The sequence below is a fragment of the Paenibacillus glucanolyticus genome, assembly GCF_037333485.1.
In the GTDB taxonomy this organism is placed as follows: domain Bacteria; phylum Bacillota; class Bacilli; order Paenibacillales; family Paenibacillaceae; genus Paenibacillus_AQ; species Paenibacillus_AQ glucanolyticus.
Window position 1 is genome coordinate 6,489,969 of sequence record NZ_CP147845.1, and the last position, 18,222, is coordinate 6,508,190.

Genomic DNA, 18,222 nt, shown 5'->3' on the forward strand with positions numbered 1-18,222 from the left:
AGCCCGTGACTCCCTGTTTTTATAATCTTCGCCTATTCCTTTCTACCCATCAGTACAGCCAGCATAAGTCCAATCAACATGGTTCCGATACTGGCAGCCATCATGCCAGACCCCGACGGAATGCCGGGAAACACAACAGCAATGGAACCCAGAATGAGACCGGTAATGACGGAATACGTCAAGCTCGGGTACTGATCCAGCAGATAACGAATGAGTCGGCTGCTGACCACAAAACCGATCACGGCTCCTGCTCCGATTACAGCAATAATACCAAAATTCAGTGAAGATAGGGCTGCAATCGCCGTAGAGTAAGCCCCCAGAAGCAGAAGTACAAACGATCCGCTGATTCCCGGAAGCAGCATCGCCATACTGGCCAGCCAGCCCGATAAGAAGAGGCCGATGCCGCTGGCCCAGGTCAATGTCGTTACCGGATCTGATGTGGCATCCGTTCTAAGAAAAGCCGTTGAGGCCAGCAAGCCGGCTGCCACTATCAGCACAACCACATGCACGGTTTTGAACTTGGTTCGAGCCTCCGCTTTACGCAGAATCAAAGGCAGAACCCCCAGAATCAACCCTGTGAAGAAAAACTGGGTGGGCTCATAATAGCTTGTCAGCAAATACTCAATCAAGCGGCTTAATGCCAATAAAGCAGAACCGATCCCGATACCAAGCGGAATCAGAAAGCCCAGATGTTTCTTCCATTCCCTGCTGAAGAATCCACTGATAGCCTCCAACAAACGGTCATAGATGCCCAGCACAACGGCAATCGTACCGCCGCTAATGCCCGGAATCAGGTCACTGACTCCCATCAGCACGCCCCGATACAGGTTCTTCCATTCCATAATGGCAATAATCCTCCCGCCTTACATAGTGAATCTAAACGTGATGGCCCAGCGAAGGAAGTCTTATTTGTTCTTAGCATGCAATACCAAATTGCCTACTCCGCCAATCGCAAACAGCAATGAAACGACTCCAAATCCCCATTGCCAAGAGCTTCGATCTGTAATAAAAACAACCACCAGGAACGCTATCGCAGCCAAAAAATTGAGCAGCGCAACGATCAAAAATTCCTTTTTCTTCATCATTCATCCTCTACATTCCTACAGAATCAAATCTGTCCAGTCTACTAGCCACTGAGGTGATCATATCATATTTTGGACTAGACTATGAAGTATGATGGGTTCCTTAAGCTTAAGGCACAAAAGTGACCGTCTGTTCGGTCCACAATGCATCATGGAATGCCTTAGCAATCCCTTGCTCCTCAATACTCGACTTCAGCACATGTTTCCACTTGATCGACGCCGACCATTTCCGTTCAAACAAAAACGGGCTGATTTGGATTTCATGTTCGCTGGCCCAGGTCGCCACGACTCTTTGCCCGTCGATCGACATGTTGAAGCCCTCTCTGAACCACGGATGCTCCTGATCCTTGGATGCCCCTGGCGGATTCATGTTTACATAGAGCGAGAGGTCATCGCACAATTGCAGCAGTCCAAACTGCCTGGTCACGGTATCTTCGTCAGGGAATGAAAACTGATCCCGCAGCTCTTGTTGTCGAGCCTGCTCGGCACGGTAGAAATCCGCAAAAGGCGCTTCCGTTGTATTTTTCATAAAAGACGCATAATGAAGGCTGCAGAGATACCCTGCATAAGGACTCATGGCTATGGTCTCCTCAACACCCTTGCTGTACATCAACAATTTCGGCAGTGGCGGATAATCCATAAAAGTGAACGGAGTCCGGCTCTCGTCATTCCAGATCGGCATATCATCCATCAGCAGCCAGGCCCGATCATGCTCCGCTATAGCAAGCAGCACTTCCTCCAACACAGACTCATCCATAAACAGCTCTCGGCGAAATCCCCGGGCGATCTCGCCGGAGAATCGGCCATGGTCGTCCTGGGTGGTCATGACAAAAGCATCCTCTGTCTCGCGAATGATCATCCCATCTTCTCCCTTCTGTTTCGATCCTTACCCCAGATACGCTCTGCGCTTCATGACGGCAATGATGTCCCTGGACTGTCCCTGATGCACGCTGGTATCAAAGCATGAGATCAATTCCCACCCATCAATGCCGTAGCTATTCAGTAAATCCTCGAATTCTTCCTCATTTACCTTGCCCCCGAGGAACCCCCCGGTTTTATATTTCAGCGTTTTGTATTCCCATTGATCCATGGATTGTTTCCTCCATCATCCCATTGAATTTGACGGCCATTCAAGCCGGTATATCCGGAAGCTCGGAATCAGTTCGTGTCGCCAACATAGCAAACCGCCGAGTGCTCGGCCTGATCCATGAGCGGCTTCACCAGTGAATGCGGGTATATTCGAATCTCGTTCAATGCGGACAGATCGATCCATTCCACGCCTACTTGGTATTCATCCGGATTATGGCCCTGGAAGGTGTCACCGACATCCGCCAGACAACATTCAAAATAAAACTCCACTTGATGCACGTCCGAATCCCATTCGGCAAACTCGTGATTAGATCCTATGTATTCACGGACATGCAGTAAATCCAAAACCTCCACTTTACGCCCGATTTCCTCCTGACACTCCCTGATTACCGCTTGTACCAAGGTTTCGCCTTTCCCCTGCCCGCCGCCGGGGAACAGGTAGAACTCCCCCAGTTGGTCCACGTTTTTTGTCAGCAGAATTTGATCATTGCGCATAATTACGGCCTTGGCCGAGTTCCGAATCGGTTTCATAGGCAGTCTCCTTATCGTAACGTTTCATGTTCTATATTCTATTGTAGCAAAAATAACCCCACTGTCGCCCCCATACACCTAATTATGCATATACTTCCTTTACACAAAACAAACGAAAAAAGCCGGCATCCTTGAAGGTTTCTGCAAGAATTCCGGCTTCTTTTGCAGCTGGGGAAATGGGTCTTAGCCTGGCTATATGGCTATCCATACGATCCATAAACTAGTGCCTATATGAGCCATCCTTCATCTTCTTGCGCACAACAACCGCCACGCAAACAACAATCAGCAGGATCAGTCCCGCAGCAATCCAATCCTTGATGACTTGCCAAGGCGTATGGGCTCCTCCGCCATACTCACCCTCATACTGAGCTAACAAATAACCTTCCGTTGTCTCTACAGCAATAGCTGTTTCGGTGGCGATTCCCTTAACAGCATAGTATTGGGTTCCCTTAGGGTAGGCATTGGAGAAATTACCGCTATAAGTCCCTTCCCTGTCCGAATAGTAGGTGACCTTTCCCACCACGTCTCCAAGTGTGGATGCTTCCACGCGATCTTCCGACATGACGTAGATCTTCCCGTCGTTTACGACAAACGAATATGCCCATGAAGCAGCCGCGGTTGAAGAACACACCGGCAGTAATAACAGCGATATCAGCCATATTTTCACATACCAATTCATGTGACGAAGTCCCACCACGGTTCACCTCAGGCATCAGGATGATGTTTCTCTTCAGAATGGGATAGTTATTCTATCTGCTTGCTTCTGCCATCGACGGTAAGCTCGATGCCCGGCTCCCTTGCTCCGCCCGACATACTCATGGGAGAGTCTGGCTGCACCATGGAACCCTCAAAGGTCTCGCTTACTTTTGTTTTGTCCCGCGGCCGAACGGCAACAACCTTACGATCAAATTCCACCACCTTGCCTCCTATTTCTAAATTTAACGGACGCACCGCAACCTGCGACTCGTTGCCATAGCTATAGATATGGATCTGGCAGCTCGCCAGAATAGCTTCGTTCTTCGTACGATAATCGCAATTGCTGCCCTTTTTGGAGTAAGATACGGAGGAGATTCCACTTGCATTGTATTTCACAAGGTACATAACTTGCTCGGATACAAATGGAAAAAGGACGATCCAAGCAACACAGCCGATCAGCACCCGGCCCATAATCTTCGGATAACGGGGACGATACATTCGGCTTACCCACGGAATTCCGACCATCAACAAGATAAGTCCGGCAATGACAGGTAAATGAAAACCATAAACGCCTTGCTGAGTCCAGGGAGGTATCCCTGCCCAGCGAAACAAATCATCCCCGAATGAATAGCCCAGATGGTGATTAGATATAAACAGCAAACCAACAATAATTGCGGAAATGGAGAGGATTCTACTCTTCAACTGCTTCTCCTCCTCGCCTGATTCATTTACCACATTATAGCAAACAGGAGCTTGGGTGGTAACCCATATTAACCAGCCTTATTTATGGAGTGGTTGTCTACAATCGCAAGCCTCGTTCCACTCTTGGCTTCATGCAGCAGCTTGCGGTCGCGGTAAATCAGACATAACAGCACATGAAGAAACACAGCCCCATCAAGCAGCACTACCCCTATCACATACATGACCAGTAGGATTTGGGAGCCCGCCGTATTGACGGTAATCAGCAAGACATGAAATCCGCCCCACACCACATACAGCAGCCCGTTGCGAATCATTACTTCCTTCAGCTTCAGATGCTCACCCGCCCCGCGGATTTGAACCCGTACGATCCAGGTACCCAGAGTCTGCCCCTGCATCATGTACGGCAGCACGATATAATATGCAATCACCACTATAAAATAGGCGCCTTTCAAGTTCAGCACAGTCAACACGCCGATAAGCGGCAGCACGATCGCTCCGTCCATGCAAAAAGCGATGGTCCGGCGCGTATAACTGACCCGCTTCTGAGAAAGATCCACCTTCTCGTCCAGACGATCCAGGCGAGGCAGGTGGTTTTTCATCCAACCGGCAAGCAGAAATCCGACCATCCCCCCCATCGTATTCAGCAGCAGATCGTCCACATCAAACAAGCGGTAAGGATAATCATAGAAACCGTAAATGCCCGTCACCTGGGTAACCTCGAAGAACAGCGATAAGCCAACCGAGGCCACAAGACACGTAATCCAGGTACTCCGCACGTAATAACGCAAGAACATACCGAACGGAACCACGAGAAACACGTTAAAAACAACCTGCAAGAAGGCTCTTTCCTTAAACAACAGCATGTAAGTGGACGGCTCGCGCCACACCACCTTGGTTTCCTTCAATATATCCTGTATGAAATTCAGCGGAATCCACTGCATGACCGAGGCAACATTCATCGGGGCATTGTGCCGCGAGGCTGGTAAAGGAAGCAACACCAGATAGACCGCGTTCATCATGTAGAGCAAGAACAAATACAACAGAAATCCCCGGAATTTATTAAAATACCCATACTTGCGATACTGCACGATCAAAAAGGGAACTGCGCACAGCAAAGCCGCTATGGGAAAGGTTAAAAATGCATACGATATCGGAAACAGATAGGCTTCGAGCATTTTTCTCTTCACTCCCTTTGTGATGTTCTGCTTATAATGTACAGGACCAAGTTTAAATGCCAGAGTCCCCTGGGTTAAAAAGCGTTTAAAAAAACAAAAACCTCATCATCATCTGCCTCTCAATTCCTTGGCCATATTCCAATGGCAAATAACCCACACCAATAGTGTGGGCAGGATCACCATAAGCAAGAGGCTATTCAACCGGTTATCCTAAAATGGCTTATATGAGTTTATAACGATCATAAGAGCGAAATGGTTTTTCATATTTTCACATCATCCATTCTCTGCCCTCCGATACACCCGTTCCGGCCTGCCTACCGTGCCATATGAAATATCGGCCACCAGCACGCCTTTCTCCACGAAATATTCCAGGTATCTTCTGGCCGTTGTACGGCTGAAGCCGCCTCGCTTGCCAAGCTCCTCTGCTGTCCACACGTCTTCCGACTCCTCGATATAGGACAGAATTTTCTCACTCGTCAGTTTGTCGATGCCTTTTGGAAAATACGTCTCCCGATCCAACCGTTCTCCTGCACGCCATAACAGCTGGTCGATGCCCTGCTGATCGATCTGCTTGTTCGCGCCGCCGAGCTGCCTCATATGCTCGTAATATTTCCGGTAGGCTTTCAGCTTCTCCTGAAAACGGTCGAATACGACCGGCTTGATCATAAAATCGTAGACTCCGCCGCGAATCGCCTCTCGCACTGTATCGAATTCCTTGGCTGCCGTTATGATAATAACGTCCGTATGCGGATACCCCCGCTGAATATGCTGCAGCAAATCCAGACCCGACATGTCAGGAAAATATAAATCCAACAAAACCAGATCCGGCGCCAATATGTCCAGCTGTTCATGCGCCTGGGCCCGATCCGTTGCGATGCCAACGACCTCGAAGCCCTCCACCTTCTCTACGAACCGTTGGTTAATGCTGGCAATGCGCACATCATCCTCAATGATTGCGACCCGAATCATGGACATCCCCCCTTGTTTTTGGAATTATAACCGTGAATACCGCGCCGCCCGCAGGCACATTGTGATAAGCAATCGTGCCGTGCAGCTGCTGTACGGTACCGTTTACGATAGACAGACCAAAGCCTCGGTTGCTCTCACCCTTGGTGGAATACCCCAGATCGAACAAACGCTCCGTGCTCTCCCCGGTAACTCCGGTGCCACCATCGGAAACTTCAATACTCAATTCGTCACCCTTGTCGTGTAATCTGACCTTGACCCATCTGTTATCGGGATGTGAGGCCAAAGCCGCTTCCATGGCATTATCGATCAGATTACCGATGATGGTAACCAACTGATTACGGCTGATATGACTTGGGATATCCTTGAAGGAACTGCCCCGGTCGATTTCGACCTTTACCTTCAGCTCGCTTCCGCGATTAAATTTCCCGATCAGAATGCCACCGATAATCGGGTCCGGTATTTCCTGCAGCAGGAATTGAATCAGATTCTGGTGCACATCCGTCTCATGCGTAATCAGATCCATAGCCTCCTGATACGATTCCAGCTGGATCAGGCCGTAGATCGTATACAGCTTGTTGGAATATTCATGCGTCTGCGCGCGCAGCGCTTCCGTATACCTCTTTACCTGCGTAAGTTCTTCGGTCAGGCGCAGCAGCTCGGATTTGTTGCGAAAACTCGATACCGCCCCTACAATCCGATGCTCATGGTCGTAGATAGGCAGTCGATTCACCACAACCGCGTGATCATTAATCACCATCTCCTGATCCTTCTCCGCTTCCCCGGTTTGCATAACCTCCAGCAGTCTGGTGCCCGGGATTACATCCTGTATATACTGTCCGGCGACCAGCTTGCGCTCCTCCGGATCCATCATCATCATCGCGGTATGGTTGGCCAGGGTTACGACACCCTCGCGATTAACAGCGATAATGCCTTCATGAATCGTCTCCAGAATGGCCCGTTTCTCTTGGTATAATAATCCGATTTCCTTCGGCTCCAGACCGTGAATGGATCTCTTGACGCTGGACGAGATCCATATGGCACCACCGCAGCCCAGAATAAGGGCGAGACTCGCTAATAACAGAACACGATTACGATACGATTGTGCTGATATCTCAATATCTTTCATCAGAATGCCGACCGATACGATACCGATAATCTCGTTCTTATCATTATAGATCGGCGTTTTGCCCCGAAGCGAGGGGCCCATGGAACCGATGGCCTTCGAGATGATGCTCATGCCCTGCAGTACCGGCCCATTATCTCCACCGACCATTTCCTTGCCAATTCGATCGGTAAGGGGATGCGCATACCGGATGCCGTCCCGGTTACCGATAACGATATACTCCGCGTCCGTTTCCAGCCGAATTTCCTCCACAACGGGCTGAATAATGGCAGAGGGATTCTCTTCCTCGAATGCATCCTGAATGACGTCCATTTCGGCAACGGCCTTTGCAAGTTTCAATGCCGATGCGCCGATGCTCTTCTCCAGCGTGTTGACCAGCAGCCGTTCAAAGCTGAAGGTCAAAGCAACAATTACGGCAAACAGCAGCGTGCCAATCAGCAGAATCAGCCTCGTCTGTAAACGCATTCAATCTCCCCCGTATGCTTGTCGATATACTCTAGATTCTGATTTTCTTATTGTATTCTAGATCACACCTCTAACATAGCCCCTGACAAAAATTGGCCGTAAATTTTATGAACAAAATTAGCGAAATGAAGCTTTTTCAACTTATGGCGCAATTCTATTCAAGCCTTACGCAGGATGATAGTATTAAAACACCCATTGCAGTAAGCGCTTACAGTCTAAGCGCACTCTTGGCTAAGAACAAAGGAGGAACTTATCCATGCGTAAACAAAATGGCTTAAAAATCATAGCGGCCGCGCTTGTCCTTGCGATGAGCCTGACAGCCTGCAGCACTACCGGAAGCAGCACCGGCGATTACCCGACAAAACCCATTATTGTGACGGCCCCATCAGGTGCCGGCGGTGGCTGGGATAAAACCGCACGCTCCCTCGCCAAGGTATTAACGGAAACGAAGCTCATTGACCAGACCATGACCGTCGAGAATAAGCCCGGCGGCGGCGGTACCGTATTCCTGGCGGAGTTTGTGGCAAAAGACAACGAAGATCCTTACAAACTGTTTGTCAGCTCCCCGCCGATTCTCATCAACAATCTGAAAAAGGAAGGAAACAGCCCATTTGGTTACAAGGACGTGACCCCTCTCGCCCAGATGACCAAAGACTTTGGAGCGATTGCCGTACCGGCCAACTCCAAATTCACTGACCTGCAAGCGTTAATCGACGCCATCAAGGCCGATCCCACCTCCGTTACACTTGCGGGCGGTTCCGCACCAGGCTCCATGGACCATTTGATCAGCGTTCTGCCTGCATTTAAATCCGGTGTGGATCCAAGAACCGTGAAATACCTGTCCTATGATGGAGGAGGCGAAGCCATCGCCGCACTCCTGGGCAACAATGCGGACGCCATCGGCACGGACATCTCTTCGCTAGGCAGCTATCTAAAAGCCGGTAAAATCAAAATCCTGGCCGTCACCTCCAGCGAGCGCCTCGGCGGCGACTTCAAAGATGTGCCTACGCTGAAGGAGCTGGGCCTTGACGCTGAATTCACGATTTGGCGCGGTGTATTCGGTCCGAAAGGACTGTCGGAGGAGCAGCTTGCCTTCTGGGACAAAACGCTGAAGGACCTCTCCGAGAATGAAGTGTGGCAAAAAGAGCTGGTTGCCAACGACTGGGCAAGTGAATACCGCAATGCTGCGGACTTCAAGGCATTCCTTGAAGAGCAGGAAAAAGATGTCCAGGAGCTGCTCACAGCGCTTGGCATGCAGAAGTAATACAGGGGGAATGAGGGAGCGAAGGTTTCCTCTCCCTTTTCATCCTTGAGGAGGTGTCACCCTTGAACAGAACGTTTGACCGCTACGCCAGCATCGTATTCCTGCTCCTGGGCATCGGCTTCATGTGGCAGAGCGCCAAGATCAGCGCATCCGCATACGGCAGCACCGTTGGGCCTAACATATTCCCTTTTGGTCTCGGATTGGCGCTTGTACTGCTAAGCATTCGTTTGTTTTATGAAGCTTTGAAGGCAAAGCCGACAGAAAGCCAGAAGGAGAAGCTGGATTACAAGCGATTCTTTATGATTTTCGCTGCAGCCTTTCTCTACGCCTATTTCCTTGAAGTCATCGGTTATATCATCGGCACATTCCTGTTCCTCCTGTTTGCGTTCCAGACGCTGGAACGAGGGAAGTGGCTGAAATCCATTCTAATCTCCGCGCTGTTCTCCGGCGGCGTGTATGTCATCTTTGTTGTCTTGCTGGAAGGCTCCATGCCGGGCTTCCCGTCTTGGCTATCATGAGCATGGGAGGAATCTACAATGAACGTTTTGGATTATTTGGCGGATGGCTTTATGACCGCCTTGCAGTGGCATAATCTTCTCTTCGCCTTCATCGGCGTGCTGATCGGCACCTCCGTCGGCGTGCTGCCCGGCATCGGTCCGATGAGCGGCGTCGCGCTTCTGATCCCGGTGACCGCCTCCATGACAAGCGGCCTGCCAGCGGAAGCAGCAGCCACCAGCTCCATCATTCTCCTTGCTGGCGTATATTACGGGGCCATGTATGGTGGCTCTACAACCTCGATCCTGCTCAATACGCCCGGAGAGTCCTCGTCTGTCGTGACAACGCTGGACGGCTATCAGATGGCAAAACAGGGCAGAGCCGGCCCGGCACTGTCCATCGCTGCCATCGGTTCGTTTGCAGCCGGGCTCTTTGCGCTTGTGGCATTAATCCTGCTGGCACAGCCTTTATCCAATGTTGCGATTAAATTCGGCCCTGCCGATTATTTCTCGCTCATGCTGCTCGGACTCTGCGCGGTGAGCGGGCTTGCGGGGAAATCGATCACGAAGGCACTCATTATGACCGTTTTCGGCCTGCTTCTGGCCACCATCGGCATGGATACCGTATCCGGCGTCGCCCGATTCACCTTCGACATTCCAATCCTGTACTCCGGTCTGGAATTCTTGACGATTGCCGTTGGTTTGTTTGCCCTTGGTGAAGTGTTCAAATCCATCCTGGAGAGAGACTACATTGCGGGTCAAACGTCCAAGATCGGCCGTATCCTGCCAACACGCAAGGATCTGAAGGATAGCGCCGGACCGATTGCCCGAGGTTCCGTTCTCGGCTTCTTTATCGGCATTCTGCCGGGCGCCGGTGCAACACTCGCTTCCTTCTTCAGTTATATCGTTGAGAAAAAGATCAGCAAAAATCCGGAATCCTTCGGCAAAGGCAACATCGCAGGCGTAGCCGCTCCGGAGTCGGCCAACAACGCAGCATCCGGAGGCGCTATGATCCCGCTGCTGACGCTCGGCATACCGGGCTCCGGCACCACCGCCATCCTGATGGGGGCGCTCATCATGTATAACATCCAGCCGGGCCCGCTTCTGTTTGAGGAACATCCTCAAGTCGCATGGGGGCTGATTGCCAGCATGCTCATCGGCAACCTGCTTCTGCTCGTACTGAATATGCCGCTGGTCAAAGTATTTGCCAAGGTCATCCAGACCCCGGCTAAATACCTCATCCCGATCATCATTGCCATCTCCATATTCGGTGTTTATGCCGTTCAAGCGCAGATCTTCGACCTGATCCTGCTGCTCGGCTGCGGCATTGCGGGCTTCCTGCTTGCTCGTAATGACTTCCCGCTGGCCCCGCTCGTGCTCGGACTCGTACTGGGCCCGATGATTGAGAACAATATGCGCCGGGCACTAACCACATCCAACGGCGACTTCATGATTTTCCTGCAGAAGCCGATGTCGCTGACATTCCTCATCATTGCAGTTCTCTGGATTCTCGTTCCGATTCTGCTGAAGCGCAGAGGCAAAGAAGTTGTCGTGAATGAAGAAGGCTAACTATACGTATACCGATAGGTCAAGGAGGCAGTCATGAATACCAGCAAACTAGGCGGCAAAAGTGTCATTGCCCGAATCGAAATGAATACGGAAGAAGCAAGCTTTGGTCAAGTGACGGCCGCTATCTTTGAGGCTGGCGGCGACATCGTAGCCATTGACGTCATCCAGACCAGCAGTCATACTACGATTCGCGACGTCACCATCACCGTCATCGATACCGTTGACATCGACATCATTACCGAGCGCATCCGCACCTTGCCGGGTGTTCGGCTGCAGCATCTGTCCGATCGCACCTTCCTGCTGCACCTGGGAGGAAAAATCGAGACCAAGCTGAAAGCGCCGATCCAAAACCGTGACGACCTCTCCCGCGTGTATACACCGGATGTCGCACGCGTATGCATGGCCATTCATGAGGAGCCGCGCAAGGCGTTTACGCTCACCGTGAAACGCAACACCGTCGCCGTCATCTCCGACGGCAGCGCTGTCCTGGGACTCGGCAATATCGGTCCATATGCTGCCATGCCGGTCATGGAAGGCAAATCGATGCTGTTCAAACAGCTGGCGGACGTGGACTCCTTCCCCATCTGCCTGGATACGCAGGATACCGAGGGCATCATTGCGGCGATCAAAGCCATTGCCCCTGCGTTCGGCGGGATTAATCTGGAAGATATCTCCTCACCGCGCTGCTTCGAGATTGAACAGCGGCTGCGCGAGGAGCTCGACATCCCGGTATTCCATGACGATCAGCACGGAACAGCCGTCGTCCTGTACGCTGCCCTGATCAATGCGCTTAAGGTCGTTGGTAAATCGGTCGAGGATCTGAAGGTGGTCGTCTGCGGCATCGGTGCTGCGGGCATAGCCTGCAGCAAAATACTGTTGTCGGCAGGCGTGAAGAATATCATCGGTGTTGATCGCATTGGTGCACTGACGGCAGATCAGACGTATGACAATCCGATGTGGCAATGGTACGCCAACCATACCAACCCCGATCGATTGTCCGGAACGCTGCAAGAGGTCATCCAGGGTGCTGACGTATTCATCGGCCTGTCGGCCGGGGGAATCCTGAAAAGAGAGCATGTTCAAACCATGGCGGAACGTCCTATTGTCTTCGCAATGGCAAACCCGGTACCGGAGATTCTGCCGGAAGAAGCCGAGGATATCGTGGGTGTCATCGCCACAGGACGATCAGATTATCCGAACCAGATCAATAACGTGTTATGCTTCCCCGGCATCTTCCGCGGCGCCCTGGATTGCAGAGCTTCCGCGATCAACGAGGAGATGAAGCTGGCAGCAGCGGAAGCCATCGCTTCTGCTGTCTCGGACAAGGAACGAAGCAGGCACTATATCATCCCGAGTGTCTTCAACCAGCAAGTCGTAAGCGGTATCCGGGACCTCGTCATCCGAGCAGCCATCCGGACAGGAGTAGCCCGCAGAATTCCAAGAGAATATCGTTAACGATTATCGACTCCATTCCATGAAGCGGGGAGGATTCACTAATGGGAAGCAGCATAAGGGCCATCGTGGACATTAATATGAGGGCAAATGATTTCTCATCAAGCATCGTACTCGTCCTGGGGCCGGATCATTATATTGACGTAAAAAGCATACTGGGCCTAAGCATGACGCTGTACCGCAATCAAACCTACCTTCTGTACGTTTACGGCCCAGACCAATTGGAAGCGAAAGCCGCCATGCAGGAAGTATTCGCGAAGCATCATCTTCAGCTTCAGCTGAAAGAGGATTAGAGCTTCTTATATTCCGATAAAAAGCGCCCCCGATTATGCTCGTGGGGCGCTTCATTATGTTTATAATGGTTCCTCGGATGAATTTGATTGGTGGCGTTTCCCCCTATATTCTATGATCCAGCAGTCCCGAAGCTCTCCCTCATGCAGTTCATGCTTCTCCAGCATTCTTACCTTACGGAACCCGCACTTCTCATAACAAGCGATGGCACGTTCATTCCAGGTTTGCGGATCCATCACGATACGTTCGGCCTGCCGGTGATGCACGAGATAATCCACCATGGATGATACGAGTTTCGTGCCGATGCCCTGATTCCAATAAATCGGCTCTCCGATGAACTGATCCATCCCGAACGCTATGGAACCGGCTTCAGCCTTCTCATAACCGTAATGATATAGCCCCTCTTCATCCAGGGGATAAAACTGAATGTATCCGATCGGCTTCCCGTCATATTCGATCAAACACCGAGTCTCCTCATCATCCACGTAGAAATGCTCCCTCACCAGCGCTGGGTCATGGGGATGGTCCCTTCCCCCGTAGTACTGCAGCACATCCGGGTTGGATAGCCAGAACACCAAAGATGACTCATCTCTCTCCTCCAGCTCGCGGACCGTGATCGGTCCTGCCTCGTACACCAGCATCGTTATCCACCCTTCTCCATCATGAGTCGTTCAAGATTCCTTGTTTTAGACCACATCTGCAACCATCGTGATAGAGGTACCGCTCACCCCCACCTCCAGAAATCCAAAACGTTCATATAGTTTCATAGCCGCCGCATTCCCCGGATCTACGCTAAGCGATACCTTGTGAATTCCCTTCTTCTTCATTCCCCTGAACAATTCCTTCATGAGTGCGGTCCCAATTCCTTGTCCGCGGGATTCCGGAAGCAGCGCCATCCCGAGCTCCGGAATATCATCGCTGACATAACCGAATCCCTTGTTCCCTTCATCAAAATAACGGATATGGATCGAGCCTATCGGCTTGCCGACACCATTTTCAGCAATGTAACCCAGATCGCCGGCTCTGCCCCAGTTCTCCACATATTTTTTCATGAACGGCTCTTCAAGCACGTCCCGGCTAAAAGGCTCCTCTCCTTCAGTCACGTACAGGGACTCATACAGCATATCCCGCAAGAATGCCCCGTCCTCCATTCCTGCAGCGCGAATCTGATACGAATTCATATGCATTTCCTCCTTTCTCCTCTTCTGCTAGTTGATCATGTCTGTCAGTGCAGTCCATATAGCCAATCTCTCCGCATCGAAGTGGGTACGTCCGTAATGATTTAGGAAAATATCCTTGTAGTCATCGCAACTCAGATTATATCGCAGCGTCCAGATGCCCCAATAAAGGTCATAATGAAGGTCTCCAATCCCGCCATAACCCAGGTCAACGAATCCCTCGAGGCGGAAATCCCTCATGATGATATTCGGCAGACAGTAGTCGCCATGGAGAAGCACATCATGAACTGCCGTTCCTCCCAGCTTCTCAAGATCGGACAGAGCCCGTTCCCTTCCACCGGGAAAGGCTCCAATTTTATCTGATTTGCTCATGAGGCTTTCCTGATACTCTTTCAAAAGTTCAGCCGTTCGATTCGGAAATGGACAATCCGCAGCAGATAAAGAATGGAGATAACGAAGACTCTCCCCGAATACGGCAGCCAGCTTCTTCGGATCTTCCAAATGCCCTCCGGATACACCGTCATCCCCTTGCAGGGCTTCGGTCAGCAGGTAATCGTTCCCGTTATCCTGTTCATAAGCCATGACCTTGGGAGCCAGACCCTTTCCATATAAATAATCTGACATCATTCCCTCTCTCTTTAGTTCATCCCTTTTCGCTATCTTCAAAAACATACGTTGGCTCGCTCCCTCGATGTACAGGGTTCTGGCTTGTTCCGAGGAGCTGCTGTCATAGACGGCAGCCGCCTGGATATAGGGCTGCAAGCTGACAGGCAGCGTCTTTATATCAAATGGAATACGTACTCTTTTCATAACTTCTCCCTACCTGCCATCCCATCGGCGGCCTCAGTTCATTAGAATTAAGACGTCCCCCTCGGAACGCCTTCGAATCTGTACAGTATGAATTGGCGATTCACCGGTCTAATCCTTCCCTTACAGCCGGTATTTTTTTGTTTAACCTATTTTTGATCACCAAAACGCCCTCTTCCATCACACCTTCTGCGCAAGCATCTTGGTCATGGCATGCCGATGCGGTATGCCGGACGAGTTGCAATCAAATATCACCTCCGGGCAGCTGTGAATCAGCCAATCGTGGTAATGCATCGTCAGCTCCCCAGATCTCCAATCATAAGCGTATGGCTCATTCTCCGGAGGAGGTGCAATGAACGGCTTCTGGATGAATACGTTGAGGCAATGGAGTCCCTCTGTTGAAGTGAATGTTTTGTAATTGGCAAAGATCTCTTCACGATACTCCGGTCTAATATAATGCAGCACGCCACTGGAATACAGCACATCAAACTCCGAGTCCAGACGGTAATCTGAAATATCCGCCTTGAATACGTTCACGTGAACCCCGATCTGATCGGCCAGTCTCTTGGTTTTCTCAATCCCCGCATCCGAAATGTCGAAGGCAGTGACATCATAGCCATTACGGGCAAAAAACACCGCGTCCTTCCCTTCCCCGCACCCGATGTCAAGCAGTTTGATCCTTCTTGTCGGAGGAATCATCTCAAGCACCTGATAGCAGGCTGCGCCCGGCTCCGTGCCCCAATAATAGTCCGGCGTTTTGTACTCCTCCTCATAGATGCTGAGGGATTTGCCTGTTGAGGAATAACCGAACAGCTTATCCATACTGACTTCCAGCAGCTGCGACAGCTCCGGAAGCAGTGCGACATCAGGCATAGTCTGCCCGGTCTCCCATTTGGATACCGCCTGAAACGTCACGCCCAGCTTGTGCGCCAAGGCTTCCTGGGTAAGACCGCGCTCTTTGCGGTAACGGTTGATATTTTTGGCTAACATGTCTCTCATATGTATCACGCTCCTAATAACCACATTGTAGGGGCGTTCCGGGGGACGTACAATAACCTGCTTATTGAATCCCGGAGGAATTCAACCGCAAGTTGAATATCATCCAAATACAGGAATGCGCTGTAAAGACATGTTACAATAAACCTGTTTACATTACTGATGAAATTCTTAAGGGAGAACACTCGTGAACATTAGAAAACTCAATACCCATGAAATGCCCCCCATGGACCTGCTGTTGCTTGCGGATCCATCGCCAAGACTCGTTGAGGATTATGTGAAGCGCGGCCATTGTTATGTAGCTGAAGATGAATCGAATATGATCGGTGTCTACGTCCTGCTGCCCACCAGGCCGGATACAATCGAGCTCGTGAATGTCGCTGTGAGCGAGAATCTCCATGGCCGAGGATACGGCAAGCTGCTCGTGAACCATGCCATCGGTCAGGCCCGAATTCTTGGATATGCCACGATTGAGATCGGAACCGGCAGCACCGGCGTCGCGCAGCTGGCACTGTATCAGAAATGCGGATTTCGGATGACTGGCATTGATCGGGACTTTTTTGTCCGGCATTATGATGAAGAAATCTATGAGAATGGAATGCGGCTTCGTGACATGGTACGGCTGTCACAAGATTTATAACATGAGTAAGGGCAATGTCTTGCATGCAATCATGCAATGCACCATTCGCCCTTCACCGGAATAGGCTAATGTATCATACTTAATGGAGGCAAACATTGTGAGCATAAAGCCAAACCCGAGCCATCTTGCATGGCATGAAACAATGAAGCTGCATGAAATAACCGCTTCGCAGACAAACAGCCTGATCGGCTTCAAGATGTCCATTCATAATATCAAGGATAAACCTCTCCATGCACTGTATGCCGAAGCGATTAGAGACATCGAGCAGAACCTGCGGGAATTGCTGCCTTATTTTTCCGAAGCTCCAACAGGAACCCGCAGCCTTTCGGACTCGGAACTAACCGCTTTCTACGCAGGTCAGCTGCTGGGTTATGCCAAGTCCTCAATTCTCGGCTACGCTTCTGCCATTACCGAGACCGCAACGCCAAGCTTAAAAGAAACGTTCCACAAACAGATGCACAGAGCCATTGAGCTCCACACCAAGGTATTCAATTATATGCTGGAGCGCGGACTGTATCCGGCTTATAACCTGAAGGAATTGCTGGAGAATGACGTGAAGAATGCCAATAAGGCATTGGGCATGTAAACTTCTACAGCCAACGACGAAAAGCCCCCGACTGTACAGCAGGAAGCTAAGCGAGATATCGTCTCGCGCAGACTTCCTTCCGCTGTATAGCACAGGGGCTTTTTTTATCCATATACATCCTTAAGAGCAAGGGATTTATTTATTCAACGTTTCGCTCCAGTCATGCACCATGTGACCCTCCAGATACTTCTCGCAGTCCATTGCGGCCATACAGCCAGTGCCTGCAGCCGTAATCGCTTGGCGATAACGCGTATCCTGAACGTCGCCACAAGCGAATACACCTGGAATGTTGGTCTCCGTAGTTCCTGGCGTAACCAGAATATAGCCGGTTGGGTCGGTTGTGATTTGATTGCCGAGGAAGCCCGTATTCGGGGTATGCCCGATCGCTACGAACACGCCTTCCGCTTCAATCAGCTCTTCCCCGCCTGTCTCATTGTTGCGGACCTTCAACCCTTTAACACCGGTTTCGCTGGTAACCACCTCAACAGGCGTACGATCCAGAGCCCACTCGATTTTCTCGTTCTCACGTGCACGATCCTGCATGATTTTGGATGCACGCAGTTCGGTACGACGGTTCACGACCGTTACGCTGGAAGCGAAACGCGTCAGGAAGCTGGCTTCCTCCATTGCAGAATCGCCGCCGCCGATAACAACGATTTTTTTCCCGCGGAAGAAGAATCCGTCACACGTTGCGCACGTGCTTACGCCGCGTCCAACATTCTCCTGCTCTCCGGGAATTCCGAGATACTTCGCGGAAGCACCGGTCGAGATAATCACGGACTCAGCCAGAAGCTCACCCATTCCCTCGACATTCACCTTGAACGGACGCTCGGAGAAATCAACGGACTCCACCCATGCACTCTTGAACTCTGCACCGAAGCGCTCCGCCTGTTGACGCATGTTATCCATCAGCTCGGGACCCATAATGCCTTGCGGGAATCCAGGGAAGTTCTCAACCTCCGTCGTTGTCGTAAGCTGGCCGCCTGGCTGCATGCCTTCGATCACAAGCGGCTTCAGGTTCGCGCGCGCCAAGTAGATGGCTGCCGTCAATCCGGCAGGTCCAGTTCCGATTACGATTGTTTTGTACATATATACAGCCTCCTTAATGGTGAT

Annotated in this window: 22 protein-coding genes; 7 read left to right on the forward strand and 15 right to left on the reverse strand. The window is 51.0% G+C overall.

From position 1 onward, the window contains the following. Positions 1-32: 32 nt before the first annotated feature. The 10 genes from WDY75_RS29775 to WDY75_RS29820 all read right to left on the reverse strand — a co-directional run bounded on the left by WDY75_RS29775 (position 33) and on the right by WDY75_RS29820 (position 7,832). On the reverse strand, positions 33-842 hold the full coding sequence (locus WDY75_RS29775; protein ID WP_063478266.1) for a DUF368 domain-containing protein: 810 nt from the start codon (positions 840-842) through the stop codon (positions 33-35). Positions 843-905: 63 nt separating this feature from the next. Then, the gene (locus tag WDY75_RS29780) at positions 906-1,085 is read right to left on the reverse strand and encodes a hypothetical protein (RefSeq protein WP_006207551.1); all 180 of its coding nucleotides are present in this window, start codon (positions 1,083-1,085) and stop codon (positions 906-908) included. A 106-nt stretch (positions 1,086-1,191) separates the two neighbouring features. Beyond that, the gene (locus tag WDY75_RS29785) at positions 1,192-1,941 is read right to left on the reverse strand and encodes a DUF3891 family protein (RefSeq protein WP_063478265.1); all 750 of its coding nucleotides are present in this window, start codon (positions 1,939-1,941) and stop codon (positions 1,192-1,194) included. Positions 1,942-1,968: 27 nt separating this feature from the next. After that, positions 1,969-2,172: a DUF4177 domain-containing protein gene (locus tag WDY75_RS29790; protein ID WP_006207549.1), complete on the reverse strand. Its 204-nt coding sequence runs from the start codon at positions 2,170-2,172 to the stop codon at positions 1,969-1,971. A gap of 68 nt (positions 2,173-2,240) precedes the next feature. Next, positions 2,241-2,702 carry an NUDIX domain-containing protein gene (locus WDY75_RS29795; RefSeq protein ID WP_063478264.1) on the reverse strand — a complete coding sequence of 154 codons (462 nt, stop codon included), beginning with the start codon at positions 2,700-2,702 and terminating at the stop codon, positions 2,241-2,243. A gap of 220 nt (positions 2,703-2,922) precedes the next feature. Continuing rightward, the gene (locus tag WDY75_RS29800; protein ID WP_063478263.1) at positions 2,923-3,381 is read right to left on the reverse strand and encodes a hypothetical protein; all 459 of its coding nucleotides are present in this window, start codon (positions 3,379-3,381) and stop codon (positions 2,923-2,925) included. A gap of 65 nt (positions 3,382-3,446) precedes the next feature. Continuing rightward, on the reverse strand, positions 3,447-4,100 hold the full coding sequence (locus tag WDY75_RS29805) for a hypothetical protein (RefSeq protein WP_197477078.1): 654 nt from the start codon (positions 4,098-4,100) through the stop codon (positions 3,447-3,449). A gap of 68 nt (positions 4,101-4,168) precedes the next feature. After that, the gene (locus WDY75_RS29810) at positions 4,169-5,275 is read right to left on the reverse strand and encodes a VanZ family protein (RefSeq protein ID WP_063478261.1); all 1,107 of its coding nucleotides are present in this window, start codon (positions 5,273-5,275) and stop codon (positions 4,169-4,171) included. 273 nt (positions 5,276-5,548) lie between these two features. Beyond that, a complete protein-coding gene (locus WDY75_RS29815; protein ID WP_006207543.1) occupies positions 5,549-6,244 on the reverse strand; it encodes a response regulator in 696 nt (231 codons plus the stop codon). Beyond that, positions 6,222-7,832, reverse strand: coding sequence for a sensor histidine kinase (locus tag WDY75_RS29820; RefSeq protein ID WP_063478260.1), 1,611 nt, complete (start codon positions 7,830-7,832; stop codon positions 6,222-6,224). Before WDY75_RS29820 ends, WDY75_RS29815 begins: the two co-directional genes overlap by 23 nt. A gap of 256 nt (positions 7,833-8,088) precedes the next feature. On the opposite strand from WDY75_RS29820, the gene WDY75_RS29825 reads away from it, so the two are divergent. The 5 genes from WDY75_RS29825 (at position 8,089) to WDY75_RS29845 (ending at position 12,904) form a co-directional block, all read left to right on the forward strand. After that, positions 8,089-9,096, forward strand: a complete 1,008-nt coding sequence (locus tag WDY75_RS29825) for a Bug family tripartite tricarboxylate transporter substrate binding protein (protein WP_006207541.1) — start codon at positions 8,089-8,091, stop codon at positions 9,094-9,096. Between the two features lie 62 nt (positions 9,097-9,158). Next, positions 9,159-9,614 carry a tripartite tricarboxylate transporter TctB family protein gene (locus tag WDY75_RS29830; RefSeq protein WP_006207540.1) on the forward strand — a complete coding sequence of 152 codons (456 nt, stop codon included), beginning with the start codon at positions 9,159-9,161 and terminating at the stop codon, positions 9,612-9,614. A gap of 18 nt (positions 9,615-9,632) precedes the next feature. After that, a complete protein-coding gene (locus tag WDY75_RS29835) occupies positions 9,633-11,159 on the forward strand; it encodes a tripartite tricarboxylate transporter permease (protein ID WP_006207539.1) in 1,527 nt (508 codons plus the stop codon). A 33-nt stretch (positions 11,160-11,192) separates the two neighbouring features. After that, a complete protein-coding gene (locus tag WDY75_RS29840; RefSeq protein ID WP_063478259.1) occupies positions 11,193-12,614 on the forward strand; it encodes an NAD-dependent malic enzyme in 1,422 nt (473 codons plus the stop codon). A 41-nt stretch (positions 12,615-12,655) separates the two neighbouring features. After that, positions 12,656-12,904 carry a hypothetical protein gene (locus tag WDY75_RS29845; RefSeq protein WP_006207537.1) on the forward strand — a complete coding sequence of 83 codons (249 nt, stop codon included), beginning with the start codon at positions 12,656-12,658 and terminating at the stop codon, positions 12,902-12,904. 60 nt (positions 12,905-12,964) lie between these two features. Here the strand turns inward: WDY75_RS29845 and WDY75_RS29850 are convergent, their stop codons facing one another. The 4 genes from WDY75_RS29850 to WDY75_RS29865 form a co-directional block, all read right to left on the reverse strand. After that, positions 12,965-13,543 carry a GNAT family N-acetyltransferase gene (locus WDY75_RS29850; protein WP_006207536.1) on the reverse strand — a complete coding sequence of 193 codons (579 nt, stop codon included), beginning with the start codon at positions 13,541-13,543 and terminating at the stop codon, positions 12,965-12,967. Positions 13,544-13,588: 45 nt separating this feature from the next. Next, positions 13,589-14,083: a GNAT family N-acetyltransferase gene (locus WDY75_RS29855; RefSeq protein ID WP_063478258.1), complete on the reverse strand. Its 495-nt coding sequence runs from the start codon at positions 14,081-14,083 to the stop codon at positions 13,589-13,591. Positions 14,084-14,110: 27 nt separating this feature from the next. After that, complete coding sequence (locus WDY75_RS29860; protein ID WP_063478257.1) at positions 14,111-14,890, reverse strand: aminoglycoside 3'-phosphotransferase; 780 nt, start codon at positions 14,888-14,890, stop codon at positions 14,111-14,113. Between the two features lie 177 nt (positions 14,891-15,067). Further along, complete coding sequence (locus WDY75_RS29865; RefSeq protein ID WP_006207533.1) at positions 15,068-15,886, reverse strand: helix-turn-helix domain-containing protein; 819 nt, start codon at positions 15,884-15,886, stop codon at positions 15,068-15,070. Positions 15,887-16,070: 184 nt separating this feature from the next. Between WDY75_RS29865 and WDY75_RS29870 the strand changes: the two genes are divergently transcribed. Together WDY75_RS29870 and WDY75_RS29875 are read left to right on the forward strand one after the other, a co-directional pair. Further along, positions 16,071-16,523, forward strand: a complete 453-nt coding sequence (locus WDY75_RS29870) for a GNAT family N-acetyltransferase (protein WP_006207532.1) — start codon at positions 16,071-16,073, stop codon at positions 16,521-16,523. Between the two features lie 82 nt (positions 16,524-16,605). Continuing rightward, the gene (locus tag WDY75_RS29875) at positions 16,606-17,109 is read left to right on the forward strand and encodes a spore coat protein (RefSeq protein ID WP_156515039.1); all 504 of its coding nucleotides are present in this window, start codon (positions 16,606-16,608) and stop codon (positions 17,107-17,109) included. Between the two features lie 135 nt (positions 17,110-17,244). Here the strand turns inward: WDY75_RS29875 and trxB are convergent, their stop codons facing one another. Then, positions 17,245-18,198, reverse strand: coding sequence for a thioredoxin-disulfide reductase (gene trxB, locus WDY75_RS29880; RefSeq protein WP_006207530.1), 954 nt, complete (start codon positions 18,196-18,198; stop codon positions 17,245-17,247). Positions 18,199-18,222 lie beyond the last annotated feature (24 nt).

Bases quoted from the DNA above. Each gene is read 5' to 3' on its own strand.
- WDY75_RS29810 (WP_063478261.1), bottom strand. From the start codon at position 5,275: ATGCTCGAAGCCTATCTGTTTCCGATATCGTATGCATTTTTAACCTTT.
- trxB (WP_006207530.1), bottom strand. From the start codon at position 18,198: ATGTACAAAACAATCGTAATCGGAACTGGACCTGCCGGATTGACGGCA.
- WDY75_RS29775 (WP_063478266.1), bottom strand. From the start codon at position 842: ATGGAATGGAAGAACCTGTATCGGGGCGTGCTGATGGGAGTCAGTGAC.
- WDY75_RS29825 (WP_006207541.1), top strand. From the start codon at position 8,089: ATGCGTAAACAAAATGGCTTAAAAATCATAGCGGCCGCGCTTGTCCTT.
- WDY75_RS29820 (WP_063478260.1), bottom strand. From the start codon at position 7,832: ATGCGTTTACAGACGAGGCTGATTCTGCTGATTGGCACGCTGCTGTTT.
- WDY75_RS29840 (WP_063478259.1), top strand. From the start codon at position 11,193: ATGAATACCAGCAAACTAGGCGGCAAAAGTGTCATTGCCCGAATCGAA.
- WDY75_RS29850 (WP_006207536.1), bottom strand. From the start codon at position 13,543: ATGCTGGTGTACGAGGCAGGACCGATCACGGTCCGCGAGCTGGAGGAG.
- WDY75_RS29865 (WP_006207533.1), bottom strand. From the start codon at position 15,886: ATGAGAGACATGTTAGCCAAAAATATCAACCGTTACCGCAAAGAGCGC.
- WDY75_RS29780 (WP_006207551.1), bottom strand. From the start codon at position 1,085: ATGATGAAGAAAAAGGAATTTTTGATCGTTGCGCTGCTCAATTTTTTG.
- WDY75_RS29855 (WP_063478258.1), bottom strand. From the start codon at position 14,083: ATGAATTCGTATCAGATTCGCGCTGCAGGAATGGAGGACGGGGCATTC.
- WDY75_RS29860 (WP_063478257.1), bottom strand. From the start codon at position 14,890: ATGAAAAGAGTACGTATTCCATTTGATATAAAGACGCTGCCTGTCAGC.
- WDY75_RS29790 (WP_006207549.1), bottom strand. From the start codon at position 2,172: ATGGATCAATGGGAATACAAAACGCTGAAATATAAAACCGGGGGGTTC.
- WDY75_RS29875 (WP_156515039.1), top strand. From the start codon at position 16,606: ATGGAGGCAAACATTGTGAGCATAAAGCCAAACCCGAGCCATCTTGCA.
- WDY75_RS29835 (WP_006207539.1), top strand. From the start codon at position 9,633: ATGAACGTTTTGGATTATTTGGCGGATGGCTTTATGACCGCCTTGCAG.
- WDY75_RS29785 (WP_063478265.1), bottom strand. From the start codon at position 1,941: ATGATCATTCGCGAGACAGAGGATGCTTTTGTCATGACCACCCAGGAC.
- WDY75_RS29815 (WP_006207543.1), bottom strand. From the start codon at position 6,244: ATGATTCGGGTCGCAATCATTGAGGATGATGTGCGCATTGCCAGCATT.
- WDY75_RS29795 (WP_063478264.1), bottom strand. From the start codon at position 2,702: ATGAAACCGATTCGGAACTCGGCCAAGGCCGTAATTATGCGCAATGAT.
- WDY75_RS29800 (WP_063478263.1), bottom strand. From the start codon at position 3,381: ATGAATTGGTATGTGAAAATATGGCTGATATCGCTGTTATTACTGCCG.
- WDY75_RS29845 (WP_006207537.1), top strand. From the start codon at position 12,656: ATGGGAAGCAGCATAAGGGCCATCGTGGACATTAATATGAGGGCAAAT.